Raw genomic sequence first — 21,146 nt, 5'->3', positions numbered from 1 at the left:
CCTACGGCGCACCCCACGCCGTTCGCCGGTCACGCGACGTATGGACAGCCCCAGGCCACTCCACACGCGTGCCCGCCAAGCTTCTCACCAGCCACGGACGGTTCGACCGTCACAGTGCGGTATCAACCGCGTACTCCGCCCGCAGCTCGTCCGCGACCCGTTTCGAGGCAGGCGGCCGCCCGGCCTTAGACCGAGGCTTCGGCTCCGCAGGTGCATCCGAGACCGGCCCGGCGGGCTCCCCTGGAGTGACGCTCTGCTCCGCATCCGCCTCAACAGCATCAGCATTTGCAGCCGTCCTCAGACCGTCGAGGGGCGAGTCGGGACCAGAGATCTCCACGATCCTGCCCTGCGCTTCAAGCAGCTTCTCGAAAGACGGAGACAACGGCTCCTTGGCCGCGTCAGGGGTGCCACCCGCGGTCGTACGCGCGATCAACCGAAGCCGCGCGTCAGCCGGGGGCAGCCCGGCTGACTTCAGCAGCTGCCCACACCCGTCGGCCACGGCCGCGAGCGTCGGCCGCTCCTCCGGGGCATGGGCCAGCATCGATGCGATCAACGGCTTGATCGCATCCGGTACACCACTCAGATCCGGCCCGATGGCAGGGTTCGCCACCTGCACGGCGACGGCTTCCCACGCCGCGCCATCGTACGGATAGTGCCGGGCCGCCGCGTACAACAGCACCGTGCCCAGCGCGTACACGTCCGCGGCAGGCGTCACCTTCGGCTGCCCGCTCGCCTGCTCCGGCGGCATACAACGCACGGTCCCGATGATCATCCCGCTGTGCGACAGCGACTCCGTCGCGGCGTCCATGAACGCGCCGAGCCCGAAGTCGATGATCACGGGGCCGTCCTTGCCCATGACAACGTTCTGGGGCTTCAGATCCCGGTGCAGCAGTCCAGCAGAATGCACAGCACTCAGCCCCTCGGCAAGCAGCGCACCAAGACTGGCGACCAGCGACGTGGGAAGGACGCCGTCGTCGTCGACACACGCAAGAAGCGTGCGCCCGGCCACGTATTCCATGGCCAGCCACGGCCGGTCGGCGAACGGATCGGCGTCCAGGAACCGCGCCACCCTGTTCGTACCGATCACGGTCCGCGCGATCAGCGCTTCCTTCTCGAATCGCGCCCGCATGAGGGGATCCAGCTTGTCGCTCCGGATCCGCTTCACCGCGACCGGATCACCACCGGGGGTGTACGCGAGATACACCTCTCCCATGCCGCCCGAGCCCAGCTCCTTGGCCACGGTGTACCGACCGATCCGCTCGGGCATCCCCACCATTTGCTACTCAGCACTCCTTGCCCCCGCGCCGACCATTGGCGACAGGGCGCCGATCAAGAGTAATCGAGCGTAGTCGTTGTCTGTCCGATGTACAGGGGATCCCTTGTTTCCACGCGCGGCGCTACGCGCTGGGCTTCGCTCACCCTGGACAGTCCGCTCGTAGCCGCGCACCCGTGCGGGTCGTGTGGCACGCTCAAACGAGGGGCCGACCGGCGTGAGGAGCCGTCATGGAGTGAACCGCTCCGGGGCAGATGGAGGCTCGAGTCCCTGAGAGGATCGAGTCATGAACGGGTCGACCTGGTGCGCTACCGCGTCTTCGATGGAGGGCTGCTGTGCCTGCTGCTGATCGAGTCCGCATCTGGGTCTCTCAGCCCCGTTCCGGCTCGGCGGCAGAGTCTGCCGAGGGAGGCGGCGGCCGGTGCCGGCGTCGGTTCGGTCCAGGCACTCCCGGGCGCGGCTCCGGCTTGTATGCAGGACCTGTACGCCGAGCTGGACGAGGCCCTGACCGCCTGCGGCGAGGTCGAGGTGGCTCAGCTTCGGCACTACATCGCCTACCGCCGGATGGTGACCGTCGCCTCCGTCATCTTCCGCCCGAAGCACGAGGTGATCCTGGTCTACCTCAAGGTCGACCCGGAGACGGTTGAACTCAAGGAGGGCTTCTCGCGCGACATGCGCGGTATCGGCCACCTCGGGGCTGGTGACCTGGAGCTCCGTATCGCCTCGGCAGCCGACCTGGACATGCATGCCGAGATACGCCGCAAGGGAACCGACTACCTGGAGTTGTGGAATGAGTACCACCTGTGCACTCCGCTCCGGCCAGACGCCCGCCCACATGTCGTGCCCGTCGGGGTCACTGTGGACGCCGATGCCGGTATCGCTCGGGTTACCACTCGCAAATCGAGCAGAAAAGTCGCCAACATGCAGGCAGCGCTCCCCGGTACAGCGCGGGTCGGCGTATGCCAAGTGGACGGAGGACACTGGGCGACGCTGGAGGGCACGGCCGAAGTGCGCACAGACGCGGTCACGGTGGACGACGCTGTGAGGCGTTACGGAAAGCGGTACGGGCGAACGCCGGCTCCGGACCCGGAACGTGTGGTCATCGAGATCACGATCGACCGAGCCCTGGGCCATGTCGATGTGCCCAAGCCCAAGGTCGCGAACGCCGCAGCGTAGGGGACAAGCTGCTTTCTAAACCGTAGTAGCCGTTGGCGGCGCGGATGTGGCCAGGGCAGCTCGCTCCATCAGGTCTGGCTGCCACTGCCACGAGTTGCCACTGACCCAGAAGCCGTGGCCAGCACGACCCATGCGGCTTTGGTCCCGCGGTCCGTCACGTGGAACCCCCACTGTCCCTGAGCCAACTCGTTCACGATGCGCAGGCCCCGTCCGCTCTCAGTGAGCAGTCCACTTCCGTTCTCCGGCGTGGCGGCTTCCCGCGAGGGCGCGGCAGCCGGGTAGAAGTCAGCGGGGACGACAGGATCCCCGTCGTGGATCTCACAGATGTACCTCCCGGCAGCCCGGCGCAGGTACACCTCGTACGGGCCGCGCGCGTGCTCGTGCGCGTTCGCCACGAGCTCCGAGACGGCCAGGACTCCGTCGCTGATGACGTCTCCTGGCAGGCCCAGGTCCTTAAGGACACGTCGCAGAACCGCGCGGGCTTCGCCGGTCGGGTTAGTGGTGTGGTCGGTCCAGCGGTACACGAGGCCGAGAGCGACGGACGACGCGCTGATCATCGGGCGGCGGACCTCCTATGGGTGACGTCGGTGACCGTCTCCCGGGGCTGCGACGTGGTCGCGGAAGCGCGGCAGGTACACCGCTGAGAGGCGTACGGCCGCAAGAAACACCCGGCTCCGGGCGTGCGGCCCCGGGAGGACCGTGGCTCAAGCACCGGCCACGAGGTCGGTCGCGAGTCACGCGCTCAACGATGGCCGCCGGTGCCCCTGATGCTCATGGGCGTTTATGAGCGCAGGGGGCGAGCGGCAGGGCGCTCCAGCGAGACCGGCGACCCGCCGCCGGCCTTCGTTTCCGCCCGCCCAGTCACTGGGAGTATGGGCGGGTGAGTGCTGACGTGGTGGGACGCTGGGTACCGGAACGTCCCGAGGATGTGGCCGAAGTCTTCGCCAAGGCGGACTTCCCGTGGTGGATCGCCGGTGGCTACGCGATCGAACTCGCGGTCGGCCGCGAGCTGCGCGCACACGGCGATCTCGACGTCCTCGTCCTCCGGCGCGACCAGGCCCTCATACGTGAACTGCTGGCCGACTGGGACCTGTACGTGGCGGACCCGCCCGGCCAGGGACAGCTTCGACCGTGGCGTCGTGGAGAGGTCCTTCATCCGCCGCTCCACGACATCTGGTGCCGCCGCACACCCAAGGCACCCTGGTCGGTGCAGCTCATGCTGGACGAGGCCGAGGGAACCCAGTGGGTCTCGCGGCGCGACCCGGCGATCCGCCTCCCGATCGACCAGCTCGGACGCACGACCGAGACGGGCATCCCGTATCTCGCGCCCGAGGTCCAGCTCTTCTACAAGGCCAAGGCGACCCGGGACAAGGACGAGACCGACTTCGAAGCTGTGCTGCCGCTGCTCGACGCTCCGGCACGCGCCTGGCTGGCGAACGCGATCACCGTGATCGCGCCCACCCATCACTGGCTCCGCCGACTCCTGCCGGTCAGCCGAACGTGAGCAGCGGAACGTCGTAGAGGTCGGGGTTCCGGGGCCGGGTCATCGTGGGCGACGTGACCTCCACGACCATCAGCTCGCTGAGGAACTGGACCTTGGCACTGAGGAGGTGGCTCGTCCTGCCGTCGGCAGACTGGGCCTTAAGGCCGGCGGAAACATGGATGTGCGGGAGTATCCCGCCGGTGGCCGGGTCATGGGCCAGGGTGCCGGCGCCGAACGCCTCGACATTGGTGACGTACGTCTTCGCCCAGACCGGTGCATCCGGGTCCGCGAGCTTCTCGCAGGCACCCACGATCTCGGCCTCCGCGAAGGCTCCGATGAACGAGGGGATGTAACCCTGCCGTACGCCGTTGTCCCGGCAGAAGGTGGACAGCGCCTCGAAGAAGTCCTCCCCGTGGTCGAAGGTGACGCCGAAAGTACGGCCGACGGTCAGCTCGTGAGCACGCATGTGCGGGTGTCTCCTGATGACGTGGGATCAGCGGGCGGAAGCGGTGGTGAAGGTCTCGCGAACCGTCGCCCCGTCGGCGCCCTGGGCAAGCAGAGCGTGTAGGAGGAGCCGCGCCTGGTACGGGCTGAGGTCTCCGGCGCCGATGAGTCCTCGTCCGAGGAGGTCCTTCTCGGAGCCGGGGAAGCCGTAAGTGTCGGACAGGACGGGGCCGTTCCCGATGCGGGAGGCAAGAACCACGGGGATGCGGGACGCGAGCTTGGTGAGTCCCTCGACGAGGCGCTCCGGGACGTGGCCGACGCCGAAGGCCGCGACCACGAGTCCGTCGCAGTTGCCGTCCCACAGGTCGAGCAGGGTGCCGTCGTCGCCGAGGGTGACGGTGTAGAGCCCGACGCGCGCCTCGCGGTCAGGGGCGTCGACCACTGGTCCGCGGCGCGGCAGCCCGCCCACCATCCGCACCCGGTTCTCGGCGATTCGCGCGATAGGGCCGCACGCCGGTGAGGTGAAGGCGGCGGGGCTGGTGGTGTGGGACTTGCGGACCGTCCGTGCCGAGTGGATCTCGTCGCCGAGTACGACGAGGCAGCCAGCGCCGGCGAGTCCGGGGTCGGCTGCGGTCAGGACGGCGGCGTGGAGGTTGGCCGGACCGTCGGCGCCGGGCAGCGTGGGGTTGCGCATCGCGCCGGTGACGACGACCGGCTGCTCGTGGCCGTGGTGGAGGTCGAGGAGGAAGGCGGTCTCCTCGATGGTGTCGGTGCCCTGGGTGACGACGACGCCGTCGACGTCTCCGGTCTCCAGCTCCGCCGCGATCGCGGCCGACAGTGCGGTGAGGTCCTCGAAGGTCAGGGAGGCGCCGGGCAGACGTCGGAAGTCCCGCACCTTGAGGCCGATGCCGCTCGTGGCCAGGGCGGGCACCGCGGCGAGGAGTTCGTGGGCCGAGAGCGCGGGTACGACGCCGCCGGTGGTGGGATCCGTGGTCATGGCGATCGTGCCGCCGAGGGAGAAGACCGCCACGTTCCTAACCGACTCCGTCATATCCCCTGCTCCCCTGTCCGGATGCCGCCGAGCCCGGCCTCACGAGTGGTTTACGCAGGCTATCGGGTCGGCGCCGTCCGGGTACGCGGAATGATCACCAGCTGCTCGGCCACGAACCGGCAGGCGGCCTCCAACCCTTCTAGGCCGAGCAACCGGCTGCGCGGCCGGGCCAGCCGCACCGTACCGGCCGCCGACAACTGGGCGCATCGTCGCCCGAGCCAGGCGGCGTCAAGGCCGAGGTATTTTGCGGTCGCCGCCAGGCGCTGTCCGGCCTGTTCGGCCGCCGTGGCCGAGTGGTGGCTGACATGGCCCGTCACATCGGCGAAAGTCCGCAGGGCTCCCGGCCGCGCGGTGACCGCGAGGTGGGAGGCCCCCTCGGTCCGTACCCAAGAGGCGATGACAGCCCGGCGCCCCGGGGAGAGGGCAAAGCCGTCGGTGTGAGCGAAGCCTCCGTCGTCGGTCACCCATGTGCGGATGCCGAAGGACTCCATGAGCGCGATGGCGAGGAGGAGCAGAACGCGCTCGTACGCGGGCGAGGATGCGACAGCGGTCTCGGGGACGCAGAACCCCCGGCCGCTGGTACCACCCGGACGTCTGGGCGCCATTCGTTCCAAGTACTGGTACTTGTGCCGGAAGAACAGCCAGGTGGCGGCTTCCTCACCGCGCTGTTCCCTGGTCCAGAAGACGGGCGCGTCGCCCAGGTGGTCACGGTAACCCAAGATGTACCGGGCCGCAGTCTCCGAGCCGATCAGCATCCGGGAGACTTCGGTCAGGCCGCGGTCGGGGGCGAGAGGCGAGTCTGGGGAAGCGGTGAGCGACGCCAGCGAGTTGTACAGGACTTGGTCATCGCCGAGGAGTGCCGCCTCGAACCCAGACACGGCCCACAGGATGCCGTAGGTCAGATCGTCCAGTTCGTACGCGGCGGGGATGTCGACCGGGTCGGAGGCGGTGGCGCGTACGCCGCTCGGTCGGGCGTCCGTGACGAACTGCCGGACCGCCCCGTCCACCGTGCGGTTCGCGACGACGAGCGCGCGCATCGGCATGCTGCGCCAGGCATCCAGCTCCGGGCGGGAGTCGAGTCTCAAGCTATCCCCGAGAAAGGAGGCCGCGGGAAGCGTCAGCACGGGAAGCGCCGTCGTCGAGACGGACCGGCCGGCGGGTAACAGAAGCTGGCCCGGCCCCTCGGGCAGCGCCGCGTACTCACGGGCTCCGGTGTCCCCCGTTCCCTGTCGTCCCGTGGAGTCCGGGGTGTGCAGATCGGCCGTGGGCAGGAGTCCGAGCAGTTCCTCCGGGACTCCCAGCGCATCGGTCCACTGGACGAACTGCCGTCGGTCGCGGATCTGTTTGAGCCCTCGCTCCAGTCTGCTGACCTCGGCCTGGTCGATGCTAACCATCCGCGCCACGCCGGCCTGGGAGAGGCCCGTGTGCTTCCTGAACAGCTTGACCACGGTACCGAGTTCCCATGCGGCCACGGCTCGCCGGACCGTCGGATCACGCCAGAAGGCAGGGTCGGCCCGTCGCGCGGACGGCCCGCCCTGGCACGAGGCGCATCGGGTACCGGCGTTGAAGCGACTGAGAAGGGCACCGCAGCGCGGGCACCGCCGCTGTCCGCTGTCGACCATGGTCGGCATTCTCCCTCGCTCTGCGATCACCCGGACACGTTCCGCTGATGGGACTCATAAACACTCATAGGCGTGGGCCTTCGTGGCGGCCATCGTGGTGGAGCAACACCGACCGGAGCCGCGTGCCGCGACTCCCCCGGACGTGAGGATCCGACCTGTGACCTCCTTGAGCCTGCCACCCCGGCCCCCTGGTTCGCCGCCTCTCGCCCATGCCTGGCAGACGCTGGCGGACGGGCTACTGACCCAGCGTCTTCATCTTCATCTCGACGAATGGCGGGCTGCGGTCGCCGAGGAGAAGGCGCTGCCGGACGTGCCGGGCGCCGATGTCTCCGTGCTGGCCCAACGCCCGTCTCCGCTGCCGGCAGGCGACGAGTCCGCGATGGCGCTGCTGGAGGACGCCGGGCTCGGCTTTTGGTGGGACCTGCCCCAGCGGCACGGGGCTGAGTTGCAGAACCGGCGCGGGGCGCTTCACCGCGCCGCCGACACCGCTGCCCAGAGCCTCCTCGCGGAGCAGCCCGGGGCGGCCTGGTCCGACGCCGTGACCGCCGTCAGCGCCGCCACCGCGTGGTGGGTGGGCTTCTTCGCGGTCATCCGCCACCGCGGGGTGCACCACATCACGCTGGAGCCGCACCCGGGCCCGCTCCATGAGCATGCCCTGGGCACCGCGGTCAGCGTCGTGGCCCACGGCATGGCCACGCGGGTGCTGGAGGCAGCGCTGCGTAACTCCGTCGACGACCCGGCCCTCCGCGCCACGTACTGCTGGGCCATCGAGGCCGGCATCTGCGACGAGCCCGACCTACCCCGCCTCATCGACGAGTTGGCGGAGCTGCGGCTGGTGGACCTGGTGTCCACCACGGCCCGCTGGCGGGGTCGCTTCACCAAGTACGACGGCGGCACGGGGGCGGGGCAGGTCGAATGAACCACCGTTATCCGTTCATCGTCATCGAGGGGCTCGACGGCACCGGCAAGACGACGCTGCGCAAGGGCCTGTTCCGGCTCTGGGAGGGGCTCTACGGGGTCACCCCGCTGTGCGTGCTCACCACCAACTTCCTCGCGGCCGACCAGGCCGGTGCCATCGTCAGCGGCAAGTACCAGCCGAACGCCGGGAACCGTGACGCCTACCTGTCCGCGATCGCGGCGGACAAGCGGGCCACGCTGGATCGCCTCGTGCTCATGCAGCGACCGGCCCGGCCCGTGATCGCGGATCGCTGGCTGCTCAGCGAGCTGGCCTTCTTCGCCGTGAAGCACGGCATGAGGGCGTCGGAGACCTACGAGACGCTGGCCGCGCACCTCACCGTGGCCCCCGATCTCACGCTCGTCCTGGACCTGGAGACCGACGCCTCGATGAACCGGGCGCAGGCCCGCCAGGGTGACGCCGTCCGGGCCGACTGGGACGTGCACGCCGTCCAGAGCCGGGTTCGCGAGACCTACGAGGCCGTGGTCACGAAGCCCGACGCGTTCCCGCTCCTCGGCGACGTGGTCCGCCTGGACGCCCGCCGGCCCCGCTCCGAGGTGCTGCTCGCCGCCTGGGACGTACTGCGCGAACGGCAGCTGGTGCCGTCGCTCGCCGCCCACGCGGAAGGAGGAGAGACCCATGGCTGACGACACGAAGGCGACGCGTCTGCGTGAGACCCTCGACGACAGTGAGCGGAAGCACCCGCTCCTGGCAATCGGTGCGGTGAACGCACTCGCCGCGCACGTCGCGGCGGAAGCGGGCTTCGACGCCCTGTGGGTGAGCGGTCTGGAGGTGTCCGCGGCCTCCGGGCTACCGGACGCCAACGTCCTGGGCCCCCGGGACCTGTCCGACGTGGTCGCCTCGCTCGGCCGTGTCACCGAACTGCCCGTCATCGTGGACATCGACAACGCGGGCGGCTCGGGGCGCACGGCGGAGCGGTTCGCGTACGACCTGATGCGCGCCGGAGCCGCGGCAGTGTGTGTCGAGGACAGCGCCTACCCGAAGTGCAACAGCTTCGCGGCCCACCGTGCCCAGAGCCTCGCCGACCGGGACCTGCTGTGCGAGCAGGTGGGACGCATACGGAAGCTCGCCGGTGACGGCCTCGTGGTCGTGGCCCGCACCGAGGCCCTGATCGCCGGCGAGGACATGGCCACGGCGATCGCCCGCGCCGAGGCGTACGCCGAGGCCGGAGCGGATGCGATCCTCATCCACTCCAAGGACGCGACCGGTAATCAGGCTCGGGCCATCGGACGTGCGTGGAACCACGGCGTGCCGCTGGTCAGCGTGCCCACGGCGTTCCCCGACCTGAGCGCCGCCGAACTCGGCGAGGCCGGCTTCAGCCTCTGCATCTACGCGAACCATCTCAGCCGTGCCGCCCTCGCGGGCATGCGCACCGCCGCCCGTCAGTTCCGGCGCGGAGGGAGTTTCCGCTCCACCGTCGCGGGATCCCTCGCCGAAGTCGGCGACCTGATGCGCGTCGGCGAACCGGAGGCGCTGTCGTGCCTCTGACGCCCGAACTGCCTCGGATCAGTGTCTCCGTGAAGGCGGCGATCGTGCGCGACGGCGCCGTCCTGCTGCTGTCGTACGACGACGAGGCCGGGTTCCACTACAACCTCCCCGGCGGCAAGGCCCAGGTCGGCGAGGACCTGCGCCAGGCCGTGAACCGCAAGGTCGCGCAGGAGACCGGCCTCCAGGTCGCGGCCCGGCGTCTGCTGTGCGTCGTCGAGTACGTCCCCGAGTCGTGGCAGGGCGAGTTCGGGGACGTACAGAAGGTTCAGTTCAACTTCCTCGCCGAGCAGGTGGACGACGCCGAGCCGCGCATGCCGGAACCTCCCGACGCCATCCAGGTGGGCTTCGAGTGGGTTCCGCTGGAACGTCTGGGCGACGTGTACCTGTTGCCCCGGATCAACCGCCCGCTGTCGGCGGCGTTGAACGGGGAACTCGCCGACCCCTTCGTGGACAGGTGGTGACCTTCATGGATCCGACGTTGAAGGATCTGCGGGAGTGGCTGCTGCGGGAGCACTCCGGAACGGTCTGTGCCGACCGGCTCCGCGTGATCGCCGACGAGCTCGCCAACCTGACCGCCCGCGGCGTGCCGGGCGCCGTAGTGGAACTCGGCTGCTACAGGGGCGCGATGGCCCTCTGGATCCGTAGCGTGCTCGACTCGCTGGGCGACCGCGACCGCGAGATCCACGTCTACGACTCCTTCCAGGGCATGCCCGCGCCCGGCGCCGAGGACTCGGACCATCTGGCAGCGGGCGAGCTCCGGTCATCCCCGGACGACGTGCGAGCCACGCACGCGGCCTGGCGCAGGCCGGCGCCGGTCATCCACCCGGGATGGTTCGAAGAGACCCTTCCCAAGGAGCTGCCCGACGAGATCGCGTTCGCCTACCTGGACGGCGACTTCTACGACTCGACCCTCACGGGACTCACGCACTGCGTCACCCGCCTGATGCCGACGGGCGTGCTGCTCGTCGACGACTACGCGGACACGGCGGTCAATCCACGGGCCTGGGACGGGCTCCCGGGGGTGAAGCGCGCCTGCGACGCGTACTTCGGCGCGCCGTCGCCCGTGACCGTCGTCGTCGGCGAGGGCGATCTCGCCTTCGGCCGGTACAAGAAGCCGGAGACCCTCGGATGAGCGCAGTCCTCGTGGTGCGCGGAGCGGCGGATGCGGGTGCGATCCGCCGCGCGCTGCCCGACATCCTCGTGCACGATTTACTGGATCTGAACTGGCCTCTGCCAGCCGACACGGCCGTGGTCGTCCTGCGTTCCGGTGTCCGACTCGGCGAGCGGGAGCTCGACGCACTGCCCCGCCTGCGGCACGTCGTACGGACCGGCTCCGGCATCGACCACATCGACGTAAGCGCCCTCCAACGCCGTGGCATCACGCTGCACCGCAACGCCGAGGCCGGCGCAGGCGCCGTGGGAGAGTGGGTCCTTGCCGCTGCCCTCGCCCTGGCCCGGCGGATCCCCTTGGGGCAGCACGCGCTGCTGCTCGGCCAGCACGAGAAGCATGCGTGCATGGGAACATCACTCGGCACCCTGGCCGCAGGTATCTGGGGCGCGGGCCCGGTGGGGCTGGCCGCCGAGTCGGCCCTCGCTCCCTACGTGGACCGCACGGCCTTCGCCGCGTGGCCCTCGAACCCTCCCGGTTTGCGTGAGCTGCCGCAGACAGCGCTCATGGAGCAGTCGCAGGTGCACGTGATCGCTCTGCCGCTGCGCCCCACGACCGCACATCTCATCGGCGAGGACTTCCTCGCACGCGTCGCTCCGCAGCGCCCTCTGCTGATCTGCGCAGGGCGTCTGGAGACCCTCGACGTCGCCGCCTGCCTGCGGGCACTGGCGGACGGGAGGCTCTCGGGCCTCGCCCTCGATCCGGTCGAGCGGGAGCACCTGCCGCTCCTCACCGGCTCCAAGACGCCGCTCAACCTCCTGGCCTCGCCCCACATCGGCGCCCAGCGCTCCGACGTGCGCGGCGCGCTCGACCGATGGGCCATCACTCTCCTCAAGGAGATCACCGCTGACGACAAGATCCTGATCGAAGGAGGCCACCGGTGAACCCATCGGCACGACTGCGCCGGGAGATCGCCGACAGAGTCGCCCACGAGCTGATCGCGTCCGGCGAGGCCCGCGAAGTCTGGGTGGAGGGAGCCCTCGCCTGCGGCTTCGCCCACGCTGCGAGCGACATCGACCTGCGCGGCATCGTGGACGGCGCCCTTCCGGCGTGGGAGTCGCGCATCGTGGACGGCGTCCGTGTCGACCTCCAGGCGGCGGGGCCGCAGCGGGCGGAGGAACTCCGTCACCTGCTCCGCTCCTTCGACGTCCGCCGCGAGGACCTCGGATCGTTCCGCCGGGTACGCGCCTCGATGCACGACCTCATGTGTCTGCGCACCGCTCTCTCGTACGGCTCCGGACGCTGGGATCCGGTGCTCAATCCCGGGGAGCGCCAGGGTTACCGACGCTGGGCGGTCGCCGACCAGGCCGAGGTCGCGGCGAGTTTCGCGGAGGACCTGACCGGCCTCGTCGAGGACGGCCTGGCCGAATCGGCCGACGTCGTGTGCCGGAAGCTGGAGATCTGCCTCACCGCGCTCGAGTGCGCGGCGGCCGGTCATCCGGTCCTGGGCGACAAGTGGCTGCCGCTGCTTGCCGGCGCTCCGTTCGGTCCGCCGATCCACCCGGCCCCCGCGGAGACGTGGGAGTGGTTCCGTCCGGTTCAGCGACGCGTGGCCAGAGCGCTCCTGGACTGCTGGCCCGTCGACGACCCGCTGCAGAAGCCTCCCACCCTGACTGCCCCCGACGCCGGCTGGCTACCCCAGCGGTACGCCGACGGGTGGTTCCTTCGCCGCGGCGACGTCCGCATCCCCATCACCGGCGGACAGCTTCTCGGGTGGCTGTCCACAGTCTCCACCGATGGCGCGTAGACCGCGCCTCTCCTCCTCGGGAGTCCTCTGATGCCCGTCACCCGCACCGCCCCGACCGACCTGGAGAGGCTCTACGCCCCGCTGCCGAGCACCGGTCCGAACACCGCGGTCTCCGTCATCCTCAAGCTCCGCGGGGAGACCTGCGACATCGACTGCCTGTACTGCTTCGAGAAGCGCAAGGAGTCGCCGGGCGGCGCCCGGATCAGCGCCGCACAGGTCCACCGCCTCAGCTCGATCTTCCCCAGACGTCCGCTCAGCGTCGAACTCCACGGTGGGGAGCCACTGACCGCCGGCCCGGAGCGGATTGCGGAGATCCTGGACGCGCTCGCCGCGCAGCCGAACGTAATCCGCGTGAGCCTCCAGACCAACGGCCTCCAGCTCGACGACACCTGGCTGGACCTGTTCGAGCGGCACTGCCCGGAGCTGGAGATCGGCATATCCCTCGACGGGGACGCGCTCGGGAACTCCTGGCGCGTCGGATACGACGGCCGCCCCACGTACCCCCGAGTGATCGAAGCCCTGGAGCTCCTCGGCCGTCGGGAACGCCGCGTCGGTGTCATCTGCGCCGTCACCCCATACGTCCTCGGCCGGGCCTCAGAGGTCATGGAGCACCTCGCTTCCTTTCCCGCTGTGACGACGGTCAGCCTGGTGCCGTGCTTCGACGGGGCGGTCACCCGGTCGACCACGGTGGTCGGATCCCGTGCGCCGACCAGCCGGGCACTCCAGCGACGGGCCATCGGCCCCACCGGTCCGGCCTGGGCCGTCACGCCTCGTCAGTACGCCGACTTCGTGTTGGAGGCCGCCCACCACTGGGTCGCTGACGGCCTGTTCCACCGCGTCAAGCTGGAGCCCGTCGTCTCCGTCATCCGCCGCCTGAGGGGTCTACAAACCCGTTCCTGCCACTTCTCCGACTTGAAGTGCGACCACGTCCTCACCCTCTATCCCGATGAGCGCCTGGGAAGCTGTGACGAGTTGCCCTGGCCGCAGGCTGGCCTCGCCGCGCTCGGCGACGTACACGCCGAGGCGGACGTGGCCAGGGCCCAGGGCGGCTCTCCCTTGCTTCAGCAGGCACGCTCCCTGGTCACGAAGTGCACGACCTGCGACTACCGCGACACCTGCGGCGCGGGCTGCCCGGCGGTCCGCCTACGCTTCGCCGCCGCGGGGGACGAAGACGCGTACTGCGACCACCGCATGCGCCTGATCGACGGCGTCGCCGCCCTCCTCGCCCAGCCAGACCTCCCGCCCGGTGCCTCATGTTCCCGGTTGCGCTGGCGTCCCATCCGCCCCAACAACATGCACCACGTCTCCACCTTCCTGGCCCGCTGGGACGACCCCACTGTTCCCCGCTCGCCCGCGCGCCTCCAGGTCAGCGCCAACGGGAACATCAACACGGTCGGCCTCCCCGGCGTGCAAGAGGCAGACGATCTCGACCCCCGCCATCCCCAGTGGCACGAGGGAATCGAGCCCGGCATCCGCCCGGTCGTCGACGCGCTCACCTCAGGCTGGAACACCGTCACCTATGACAGCTGCCAGGGCCACGCCTACGCCGACCTCCCCGGAGACGAGCCCCGGTTCCTCTCGGTCGGCATCCTGCCGCGCGACCGCGCCGAGTACGCGCGTACAGCGGTGCGCCTGTGCAGTGCCGCCAGCCGAGCCGAGTCCTCCCTGCCCGGGGCGTGTTCGCTGGTCCTCGGTCGCAGCGAACTCACGTGCCGCACCACCGGCCGGATCTATCCGACGCTCGACCTCCATCTCGTGCCCGCTGCCGGCACCACGTCAGCCGAGTACTTCGAGGACCTCGCCCAAGCGGTGCACGTACTCACGGTGGCCCTGGCCGAAGCCGCCTCTGTCCCGCCCTCCACCCCCTGCGCGTGCGGAGGCGAGCAATGATCCACATCGCCGAGACTCTGTCCATCCGTACTGTGGAGGGCTTCCTCAAGCCGGACGAGATCGAGCGACTCAACCTCGTCATGGACGACACGCTCGGCCCCCTCGGGCGCGACCGGTACGGCACGGCCCGCCGCACCACCATCCACGAGATCCCCGGTCGCTCCCCCGCCGAGGCGCAGGACGTCTACGAGCCGGCCGGCCGGATCGAGATGACCGACATCCCATACGACGCGACCACCCTCCTCGACCAGGCCCTGAAGCTCCACATGGCCGCGATCACGCGCACGCTGCCGTCGGTCACCGGCCACCGGCCGTGGATCTACCTCGAATACGGCGCTGGCCAGTACATCACCGCACATACCGACGGTATCGCCCCCGATCCCCTCACCCGTCCCCGCCAGATCGCCGCCGCGACGGTCACGCTCACGGACATCCAGGACACCGGCGGGGAATTCTACGTGGAGACCACTGGCAGCGACGCTGTCTGGTCCGCCGACGAGGCACCGGCCGGAGCGGGTTACGCCCCGGGGATGCGCTTCGCACACGACGGGACGGACATGTCCTCCCCTTGGTTCCGCACCATGCCCCGCACTCGATGGAGCGTGGCACCCGCTCCCGGCACGCTCGTGGTCTTCGGCAGTCAACTCGTCCATGGCACCAAACCTGTCCGCGCCGGCCGTGTTCGCAAGTTCCTCACGCTCTTCGTCTCCGAGTAGGAGGCTTCGCCGCCATGACCGGCCCCCGCGGCCCGCCCCGCAGCCACCCTCCCCCAACCCACGGCCCCGATCAGAGGAGAGAGCGAGCAGTGGCAGAAGACACGACGTTCGACGAGTTCCTGGAGGCAGTCGCGACCCTGCGCGACAGCGACCCCGTGCGCACCACCGCGCACACCTCCAACGCGGCCACCGAGACCTGGCTGGCCACCACGGTGCAGCACGACGCCGCTGAGCCCACCACCGAGTCCTGACCCGCCACGGGGCCGGGCCCGTTCCGGTCCGGCCCCGTTCCACCCCCGGAGCCCCAGATGAGCGCTCTCTCCCCGGAAGCCCTGGTCGCCCTTGATGGCATCGCCGAACACCAGCGTCTACGGACCAGCCGTATCGCATCCGTACTCGGCAACCGCCTCGGCTCGTCCGCCCTCGACTACGCCGTGGCCCACCACCTGCTCGAAGGCGCCGAACACGCGGCGCACGCCCAGGACGCGGACCGCCTCGCCTGGTACCGCCGTACGACGGTGCGAGACCTGACCCACCTGTCGGCCGGCCCGCACATCGTGCTCAACCCGCGCACCCCGGACCTGCTCCGCTCGGAGATCTCTGAAACCGCGTACTACCTCGTCGGCCCCGACACCAGCCCCGCCCCGCCCGAGGCCCTTGGCCTCGTTCATGCCGCCATCGCCTCCGCGACCGAGCACGGCTTCGGGACCCTGCTCACCCAGCACGCCCCCGTCATCTGCCTGCTCAACCGTCGCCGCCTCGACGAGACCCTCCACAGCTGGGCCCTCACCCGCCTCCCGGACACCGTCTTCACCGACTACACCGGCCACCCCGAGGTCCTGGCCCGCGACCTGATCCACGAGGCCGCCCACAGCTGGCTCAACGACGCCCTGGCCGCGTACGACGTGAGCCTCCCCGCCGACGTCACCTTCTTCTCCCCCTGGCGGGGAACTCCTCGTCCCGTATACGGCTTCCTGCACGCCTGCTGGGCCTTCTCCCTCACCGTGCTGTACGCACGGCAGGCCTGCCGCGACGCCACGGGTGCTGTGGTCCCCTTCCTCGACGCGCATCTGCGACAGCAGGAGAGCCAGTTCGCCTCCACACTCGAATCGCTGGGTGAGGCACTCTCATACATCTCCGCTGACGCCCTCCGTGATCGCGTCAGCCATGCCGTAAGCAAGGCCGTCGAATCAGCGTAACCCGGGGCTATCCGAGCACTCCCACCCCTGACGGCGCCGTAACACGGATGCGAACGGAGTTCCTGATCAATAGAATCGCCCCTTCAAATCCCATACGTATTAGACCAGTTGTCCGACGCGGGAGCGTATAGGCGCCGTGAGCCGTTCGAGCAAGTCCGTCACCCGTGTCATGCACATCCTCGATGCAGCGGATCTGGGCCAGGAGCAGGCCGCCCTGGTCGAGGGACGCGCGAATCACCTGATCCCCTCGGCATCGGTGACCCGTCGGGACGCTCCTCGGAGCGACCGCCCCTCGCCGACGAGGACATCGCCCGCAACCTGAGCGGCTACCTGCAGCAGGTCACTCCGTTCATCGACTTCGAGCGTGCCGACCTGCGTTTCAACGGCGAGCGGCTGAACAAGGTCACCCTCCCGGAGCTCGTCTTCGAATTCGGACCGTCGTTGCAGGTCGTCCATCACATGAACGCTGCGGCTATCCATGCGTGACCAGGCCGCCCCGGATCGTGCCACCTGTGCGAGCCAGGTACCCGCAAGTTCGGCGTTCTCCAGAGTCCCGGTAGTCGGCACACTGTTCGCCGTTTCAAGATCAACGGCGAGAGGCAGAGCAACCAGTTCTGGGATTTGTCAGGGACTTTCAGCGCTGTCCGAGGGACTTTCCGCCGCCTCACGCGGCAAGCCCCCGAAAGACCGGAAAGGGCCTCCGACGCAGGTCAGAGGCCTTTCCCCGGCAAAGCCGCAGGTGGCGGCAGACGAGTCGGGCTGTACGCCGGGTTCTGTTCCGGGGGTTCCTCGCGGAGCCCCCGGCGACGGCCATCCATCTAGGGCCGGCGTTGCCGCCGGCCTCGTGCGGTCTACCCGCGGACTCGGGCGGGCAGCCCTCGAACGTCCGCGCAGGGTCACCTCGAAAGGCGGCCCCTCTTGACCTTGCTCCGGGTGGGGTTTACCTAGCCGCCTGAGTCGCCTCAGGCGCTGGTGGTCTCTTACACCACCGTTTCACCCTTACCGAGGGCCTTGCGGTCCCCGGCGGTTTGCTTTCTGTGGCACTGTCCCGCGGGTCACCCCGGGTGGCCGTTAGCCACCACCCTGCCCTGTGGAGCCCGGACGTTCCTCGGGGAGGTCCAAGAACCTCCACGCGGCCGCCCGCCCGGCTCGTCTGCCGTGTCGACCATGGTACTAGGCGCTCAGAGGAAGTCCGACGTCTCCAGGTCGAAGGCGAACGGGCGGGGAGGGGGAGCGGTTTGCCGAAAGCGGCAGCGCGGAGCTCTTCGTAGTCGTCCGCCTTCGGGGACTCGAACAGCGTGGTCCACCTGGTCTCGCGGTCGACCAGCACGTAGAGGGGGATACCGCCCCGGGCGTAGCAGCGGCGCTTGAGCTCGCGGTCTGTCCGCGGCCTTCCCAACGTCACTTCCAACACCATCGCAACTCCCTCGCAGGGCATCCAAGGGTCGGCTCCCCGATACAGCCGTTGTTCCTTGGGGGCGAACGTCCCGTCCGGGATCACGTGATCCTGTGGGCAGCCATCCGCGCTTCGCAGCTTTAGGCCTTTGTCCCCGGAGAACTGCGTCTCGGTTGAGGAGTGCTCATGCACTTGACGCGCTATTTCACTGGTGCAGTGCTCGTGGTGGCCGTCCGGCACCGGGGCCACGACAACGTCACCCTCGATAAGCTCCACCCGTAGGCCCTCGAGGGCGTCCAGCTCGACGAACCAGTCCATCAGAAGCTTCTGAGTGATCGGGTCCAGTGCCATGGCACCCATACAAGGCTCCCGCGAGCGCCGAGGGAGACGGAACTGAGGACGATCACCTGCACGGGGGCCGTCGGCCTCCCCCTTGACCCTGCCGTCGCGTCAAGGTTTCTACTGGTCGTATGCGTATCGGAGAGCTGGCCGATGCCGTTGGGGTCACCACCCGGGCCATTCGGCACTACCACCATCTCGGGCTGCTCCCGGAGCCCGAGCGGCTGAGTAATGGGTACCGGGACTACACCCTTCGGCATGCCGTCCTGCTCGCTCGCATACGGCGGCTCACCGAGTTGGGGCTCGGGCTCGGGGAGGTGCGGGATGTGCTCGCGGATGATGTCGGGAAGGATCTCGTCGAGGTGTTGAGCGAGCTCGACGAGGATCTTGCTCGGCAAGAGGCCGCCCTACGCGAGCGGCGGGCTCGGTTGCGGGCGCTCATGGAGGACGGGGTCTCCGTCGAGGGGCCCGTTTCTCCCGAGCTTGCCTCCCTTTTCCGCCGTACCGCCCATCTCTCCGACTCCCCCATGGCCGCCAAGGACCGGGAGATCCTCGCGCTCATGGAGAGCAGCGCCCCACCAGAAGAGCGAGGCCGGCTGACCTCCCTGCTCAACGACAGCCTCGCCAATCCCGAAGGCATCGAGCGCGCCCGTGCCGCCTACGCCCTCCTCGACGACCTCGCCGACGCCGAACCCGACGATCCCCGGGTGGAGCAGGCTGCCCGGGCCCTCGTCGACTGTCTCCCCAGCGACCTCATGCCCGCCCCACCCATCGACCACGACAACAGCTTCCTCCGCGCCCTCTACGCCGAATTCGCCCCCGCCCAGGCCGAGGCCATCCGGCGGACCGTCCAGATCGTCACGCGGGAGCGAAACGTACCTTCGCCGCCACCGGATCCGCCTGTGTGAGGCGTACGCGCAACCGCTCCCCCAGTGGCAGGGCCCCGTCGCCGCTCTCCACCCGCCCTATCACCGCCGGGCTCTCCAACTGCACCGTCCCGATCCCCGACCGACGCTCGTCCACGTCCACCACCCACGCGTCGAACACCTCCCCCACCCGGCCCTCCAGCAGTGCCGCCTCCACGATGTCCACGCACGACCGCTCCACCGTCCCGGCCCGCCGCGAACCGTCCGTCATCTCCTTGGGCAGCGCGTCCATGGCCGAGAGGACCCACTCGGGCGGGGGCGCGCCCGCTGCCGCCGCCAGGCACAGCTCGGACGCGAAGCGGTCCGTCAGGCGGCGCAAGGGGGCCGTGCAGTGGGCGTACGGCGCCGCTACCGCCGAGTGCGTCACGATGTCCGGGAGGTCGCCGTCCCGGAAGACCGTGTAACCCGCGCCCCGCAGCAGCGTCGTGCACTCCTGCAGGAACGCCGCGTGGTGCGGGAGCGAGGGGTCAAGGGAGCGCACCAGTTGCGCGTACGACACGTGGTGCGGCCAGTCGATGTGCAGGGCGTGCGCGGTACGGCGCAGGCGGCCCACCGCTCCGTCCGGGGCGGTCGGGAGCGTGCGCAGCACACCCGTGCCGGACGACAGCATCAGATCCGCCGCCGCCATGCCGGTCAGGAGGGAGATCTGCGCGTTCCAGCCCTCCGCCGGGAGCGGGGCCCGGAAGCTCAGTTCGTAGCCGCCGTTGCGCTGCACGATCTCCTGCTCGGGGACGTTCAGGGAGATGCCTCCCCTGTCCACCTCCAGGGCCTCCCTCAGCCGGCCGATCTCCGCCAGCAGCGCCAGTGGTTCCTCCGCCGTTCCGTCCTCGATCTCCTTCTGTACGGCCGCGTAGTCCAGCTTCGCCCTGCTGCGGACCAGTGAGCGGCGGACGTCCACGGTCAGTGGGCGGCCTTCCGCGTCGAGGTCGATCGTCCACAGCGCCGCCGGGCGGGTCTGGCCCGGCAGCAGGCTCGCCGCGCCCTCGCTGAGGACCGCCGGGTGCAGGGGGATGCGGGTGTCCGGGAAGTAGAGGGTCATGACGCGGCGGTGGGTCTCGGCGTCGAGCGCCGTGCCGGGTTCGACGAAGGCGGCCACGTCCGCGATGGCGTACCGCACGCGGTAGCCGGTGCCCTGGCGGGACAGGTGCATCGCCTGGTCGAGGTCGGTGGATGTGGGTGGGTCGATCGTGAAGAGGGGGACGTCCGTGGCGTCCTCCACCGGCAGCGCGGGGTCTCGCGCGGCCCTCTCGGCTTCCGCCAGTACCTCCGGCGGGAAGGTCTCGTCGATGTCGAGCTCGGTTCGCAACGCGGTGAGGGCGGCCCGAAGCGGGGCTTCTGGGGCGCCGGAAACGCGGATGTGACGGCGAGGCATACAGCGAGCGTAGGGCGGAGGCCGCCCGGAGGCACACCGTACGCTTGGCCGAGTTCTACAGAAGGAGATCCACCCGTGCTTGTCCTGCTGCCGCCCTCCGAAGGCAAGGCGTCTTCCGGCCGTGGTGCCCCGCTGAAGCTGGAGTCGCTGTCGCTGCCGGGGCTCGCCGTGGCCCGTGCGGCCGTACTCGACGAACTCGTCGAGCTGTGCGCGGCGGACGAGGAGAAGGCGCGGGAGGTTCTCGGGCTGAGTGCAGGGCTGCGGGGCGAGGTCGCCAAGAATGCCGAGCTGCGGACCGCTGGGGCTCGGCCCGCCGGGGAGATCTACACCGGTGTCCTCTACGACGCCCTCGACCTCGCCTCCCTCGACACCGCCGCGAAGAAGCGGGCGGGGCGCTCGTTGCTCGTGTTCTCGGGGCTGTGGGGTGCGGTCCGGGTGACCGACAGGATCCCCTCCTACCGGTGCTCGATGGGCGTGAAGCTGCCCGGGCTCGGGGCGCTGGGCACTCATTGGCGTACGGCCATGGCGGCGGCGCTTCCCGACGCCGCGGGGGACGGGCTCGTACTGGATCTGCGGTCCGCTGCGTACGCGGCGGCCTGGAAGCCCAAGGGTGAGATCGCCGGGCGGACGGCGAGCGTACGGGTGCTGCATGCGCCGACCCGTAAGGTCGTCAGCCACTTCAACAAGGCGACGAAGGGGCGGATCGTGCGCAGTCTGCTCACGTCCGGCACGAAGCCCGGCGGTCCGGCCGAGCTGGTCGAGGCGCTGCGGGATCTCGGGTACGAGGTGGAGGCCACGGTGCCGAGCAAAGCCGGTGTCTCTTGGTCGCTGGATGTGCTGGTGGACGAGATTCACTGAGCCGCTTATTGCAGTATGCGCA

General features: G+C 69.7%; 21 protein-coding genes, 1 other RNA gene and 2 pseudogenes. 16 read left to right on the top strand and 8 right to left on the bottom strand.

Annotation, left to right across the window (positions count from 1 at the left end):
- Positions 1 to 109: 109 nt before the first annotated feature.
- A complete protein-coding gene (locus ACWD1Z_RS20090; RefSeq protein ID WP_451120349.1) occupies positions 110 to 1,276 on the bottom strand; it encodes a protein kinase domain-containing protein in 1,167 nt (388 codons plus the stop codon).
- A gap of 300 nt (positions 1,277 to 1,576) precedes the next feature.
- Here ACWD1Z_RS20090 and ACWD1Z_RS20085 point away from each other — a divergent pair, with 300 nt between their 5' ends.
- Complete coding sequence (locus ACWD1Z_RS20085) at positions 1,577 to 2,449, top strand: pyridoxamine 5'-phosphate oxidase family protein (RefSeq protein WP_451120348.1); 873 nt, start codon at positions 1,577 to 1,579, stop codon at positions 2,447 to 2,449.
- Positions 2,450 to 2,517: 68 nt separating this feature from the next.
- On the opposite strand, the gene ACWD1Z_RS20080 is transcribed toward ACWD1Z_RS20085, so the two are convergent.
- Positions 2,518 to 3,006 carry an ATP-binding protein gene (locus ACWD1Z_RS20080; protein ID WP_451120346.1) on the bottom strand — a complete coding sequence of 163 codons (489 nt, stop codon included), beginning with the start codon at positions 3,004 to 3,006 and terminating at the stop codon, positions 2,518 to 2,520.
- A gap of 323 nt (positions 3,007 to 3,329) precedes the next feature.
- Here ACWD1Z_RS20080 and ACWD1Z_RS20075 point away from each other — a divergent pair, with 323 nt between their 5' ends.
- The gene (locus ACWD1Z_RS20075; protein ID WP_451120344.1) at positions 3,330 to 3,953 is read left to right on the top strand and encodes a nucleotidyltransferase domain-containing protein; all 624 of its coding nucleotides are present in this window, start codon (positions 3,330 to 3,332) and stop codon (positions 3,951 to 3,953) included.
- Here ACWD1Z_RS20075 and ACWD1Z_RS20070 read toward each other — a convergent pair.
- The 3 genes from ACWD1Z_RS20070 to ACWD1Z_RS20060 are packed head-to-tail and all read right to left on the bottom strand — an operon-like array spanning position 3,940 to position 6,899.
- Positions 3,940 to 4,398, bottom strand: a complete 459-nt coding sequence (locus ACWD1Z_RS20070) for a PPC domain-containing DNA-binding protein (protein WP_030745675.1) — start codon at positions 4,396 to 4,398, stop codon at positions 3,940 to 3,942. The two genes, ACWD1Z_RS20075 and ACWD1Z_RS20070, sit on opposite strands and share 14 nt — an antisense overlap.
- Positions 4,399 to 4,425: 27 nt before the next feature.
- Positions 4,426 to 5,427, bottom strand: coding sequence for an asparaginase (locus tag ACWD1Z_RS20065; RefSeq protein WP_451120341.1), 1,002 nt, complete (start codon positions 5,425 to 5,427; stop codon positions 4,426 to 4,428).
- A gap of 59 nt (positions 5,428 to 5,486) precedes the next feature.
- Complete coding sequence (locus ACWD1Z_RS20060; RefSeq protein WP_451120340.1) at positions 5,487 to 6,899, bottom strand: helix-turn-helix domain-containing protein; 1,413 nt, start codon at positions 6,897 to 6,899, stop codon at positions 5,487 to 5,489.
- A gap of 307 nt (positions 6,900 to 7,206) precedes the next feature.
- Here ACWD1Z_RS20060 and ACWD1Z_RS20055 point away from each other — a divergent pair, with 307 nt between their 5' ends.
- The 12 genes and pseudogenes from ACWD1Z_RS20055 to ACWD1Z_RS20000 all read left to right on the top strand — a co-directional run.
- Positions 7,207 to 7,968, top strand: coding sequence for a hypothetical protein (locus tag ACWD1Z_RS20055; protein ID WP_451120338.1), 762 nt, complete (start codon positions 7,207 to 7,209; stop codon positions 7,966 to 7,968).
- Positions 7,965 to 8,651 (top strand): dTMP kinase, encoded by a 687-nt coding sequence (locus ACWD1Z_RS20050; protein WP_451120337.1) that lies wholly within the window; start codon positions 7,965 to 7,967, stop codon positions 8,649 to 8,651. Before ACWD1Z_RS20055 ends, ACWD1Z_RS20050 begins: the two co-directional genes overlap by 4 nt.
- Positions 8,644 to 9,513, top strand: coding sequence for an isocitrate lyase/phosphoenolpyruvate mutase family protein (locus ACWD1Z_RS20045; protein ID WP_451120336.1), 870 nt, complete (start codon positions 8,644 to 8,646; stop codon positions 9,511 to 9,513). The genes ACWD1Z_RS20050 and ACWD1Z_RS20045 overlap by 8 nt, the downstream gene beginning before the upstream one ends.
- Positions 9,504 to 9,974 carry an NUDIX domain-containing protein gene (locus tag ACWD1Z_RS20040; protein ID WP_451120334.1) on the top strand — a complete coding sequence of 157 codons (471 nt, stop codon included), beginning with the start codon at positions 9,504 to 9,506 and terminating at the stop codon, positions 9,972 to 9,974. Before ACWD1Z_RS20045 ends, ACWD1Z_RS20040 begins: the two co-directional genes overlap by 10 nt.
- 5 nt (positions 9,975 to 9,979) lie before the next feature.
- Complete coding sequence (locus ACWD1Z_RS20035; RefSeq protein ID WP_451120332.1) at positions 9,980 to 10,645, top strand: TylF/MycF/NovP-related O-methyltransferase; 666 nt, start codon at positions 9,980 to 9,982, stop codon at positions 10,643 to 10,645.
- A complete protein-coding gene (locus ACWD1Z_RS20030) occupies positions 10,642 to 11,565 on the top strand; it encodes an NAD(P)-dependent oxidoreductase (protein ID WP_451120330.1) in 924 nt (307 codons plus the stop codon). Before ACWD1Z_RS20035 ends, ACWD1Z_RS20030 begins: the two co-directional genes overlap by 4 nt.
- A complete protein-coding gene (locus tag ACWD1Z_RS20025) occupies positions 11,562 to 12,428 on the top strand; it encodes a hypothetical protein (RefSeq protein ID WP_451120328.1) in 867 nt (288 codons plus the stop codon). The genes ACWD1Z_RS20030 and ACWD1Z_RS20025 overlap by 4 nt, the downstream gene beginning before the upstream one ends.
- Before the next feature lie 30 nt (positions 12,429 to 12,458).
- Positions 12,459 to 14,318 (top strand): radical SAM protein, encoded by a 1,860-nt coding sequence (locus ACWD1Z_RS20020; protein ID WP_451120326.1) that lies wholly within the window; start codon positions 12,459 to 12,461, stop codon positions 14,316 to 14,318.
- Positions 14,315 to 15,034, top strand: a complete 720-nt coding sequence (locus ACWD1Z_RS20015) for a 2OG-Fe(II) oxygenase (RefSeq protein ID WP_451120325.1) — start codon at positions 14,315 to 14,317, stop codon at positions 15,032 to 15,034. Before ACWD1Z_RS20020 ends, ACWD1Z_RS20015 begins: the two co-directional genes overlap by 4 nt.
- A gap of 89 nt (positions 15,035 to 15,123) precedes the next feature.
- Positions 15,124 to 15,285, top strand: a complete 162-nt coding sequence (locus ACWD1Z_RS20010; RefSeq protein WP_451120323.1) for a hypothetical protein — start codon at positions 15,124 to 15,126, stop codon at positions 15,283 to 15,285.
- Positions 15,286 to 15,342: 57 nt separating this feature from the next.
- On the top strand, positions 15,343 to 16,233 hold the full coding sequence (locus tag ACWD1Z_RS20005; protein WP_451120321.1) for an aKG-HExxH-type peptide beta-hydroxylase: 891 nt from the start codon (positions 15,343 to 15,345) through the stop codon (positions 16,231 to 16,233).
- A gap of 136 nt (positions 16,234 to 16,369) precedes the next feature.
- Positions 16,370 to 16,656: pseudogene (locus tag ACWD1Z_RS20000) on the top strand (hypothetical protein); the annotation flags it as partial.
- A 323-nt stretch (positions 16,657 to 16,979) separates the two neighbouring features.
- Here ACWD1Z_RS20000 and rnpB read toward each other — a convergent pair.
- Together rnpB and ACWD1Z_RS19990 are read right to left on the bottom strand one after the other, a co-directional pair.
- Positions 16,980 to 17,385: RNase P RNA component class A (gene rnpB, locus ACWD1Z_RS19995), an RNA gene on the bottom strand.
- A gap of 76 nt (positions 17,386 to 17,461) precedes the next feature.
- Positions 17,462 to 17,947: pseudogene (locus tag ACWD1Z_RS19990) on the bottom strand (Uma2 family endonuclease); the annotation flags it as partial.
- Positions 17,948 to 18,099: 152 nt separating this feature from the next.
- Between ACWD1Z_RS19990 and ACWD1Z_RS19985 the strand changes: the two are divergent.
- On the top strand, positions 18,100 to 18,876 hold the full coding sequence (locus ACWD1Z_RS19985) for a MerR family transcriptional regulator (RefSeq protein WP_451120319.1): 777 nt from the start codon (positions 18,100 to 18,102) through the stop codon (positions 18,874 to 18,876).
- Here ACWD1Z_RS19985 and ACWD1Z_RS19980 read toward each other — a convergent pair.
- Positions 18,827 to 20,266, bottom strand: a complete 1,440-nt coding sequence (locus tag ACWD1Z_RS19980) for an RNB domain-containing ribonuclease (RefSeq protein WP_451120317.1) — start codon at positions 20,264 to 20,266, stop codon at positions 18,827 to 18,829. The genes ACWD1Z_RS19985 and ACWD1Z_RS19980 overlap by 50 nt on opposite strands.
- A 75-nt stretch (positions 20,267 to 20,341) precedes the next feature.
- On the opposite strand from ACWD1Z_RS19980, the gene yaaA reads away from it, so the two are divergent.
- Positions 20,342 to 21,124, top strand: coding sequence for a peroxide stress protein YaaA (yaaA, locus tag ACWD1Z_RS19975; protein ID WP_451120315.1), 783 nt, complete (start codon positions 20,342 to 20,344; stop codon positions 21,122 to 21,124).
- Positions 21,125 to 21,146 lie beyond the last annotated feature (22 nt).

Source organism: Streptomyces sp. NPDC002784, assembly GCF_053592135.1.
This window is presented reverse-complemented; position numbering and strand designations above follow the sequence as displayed.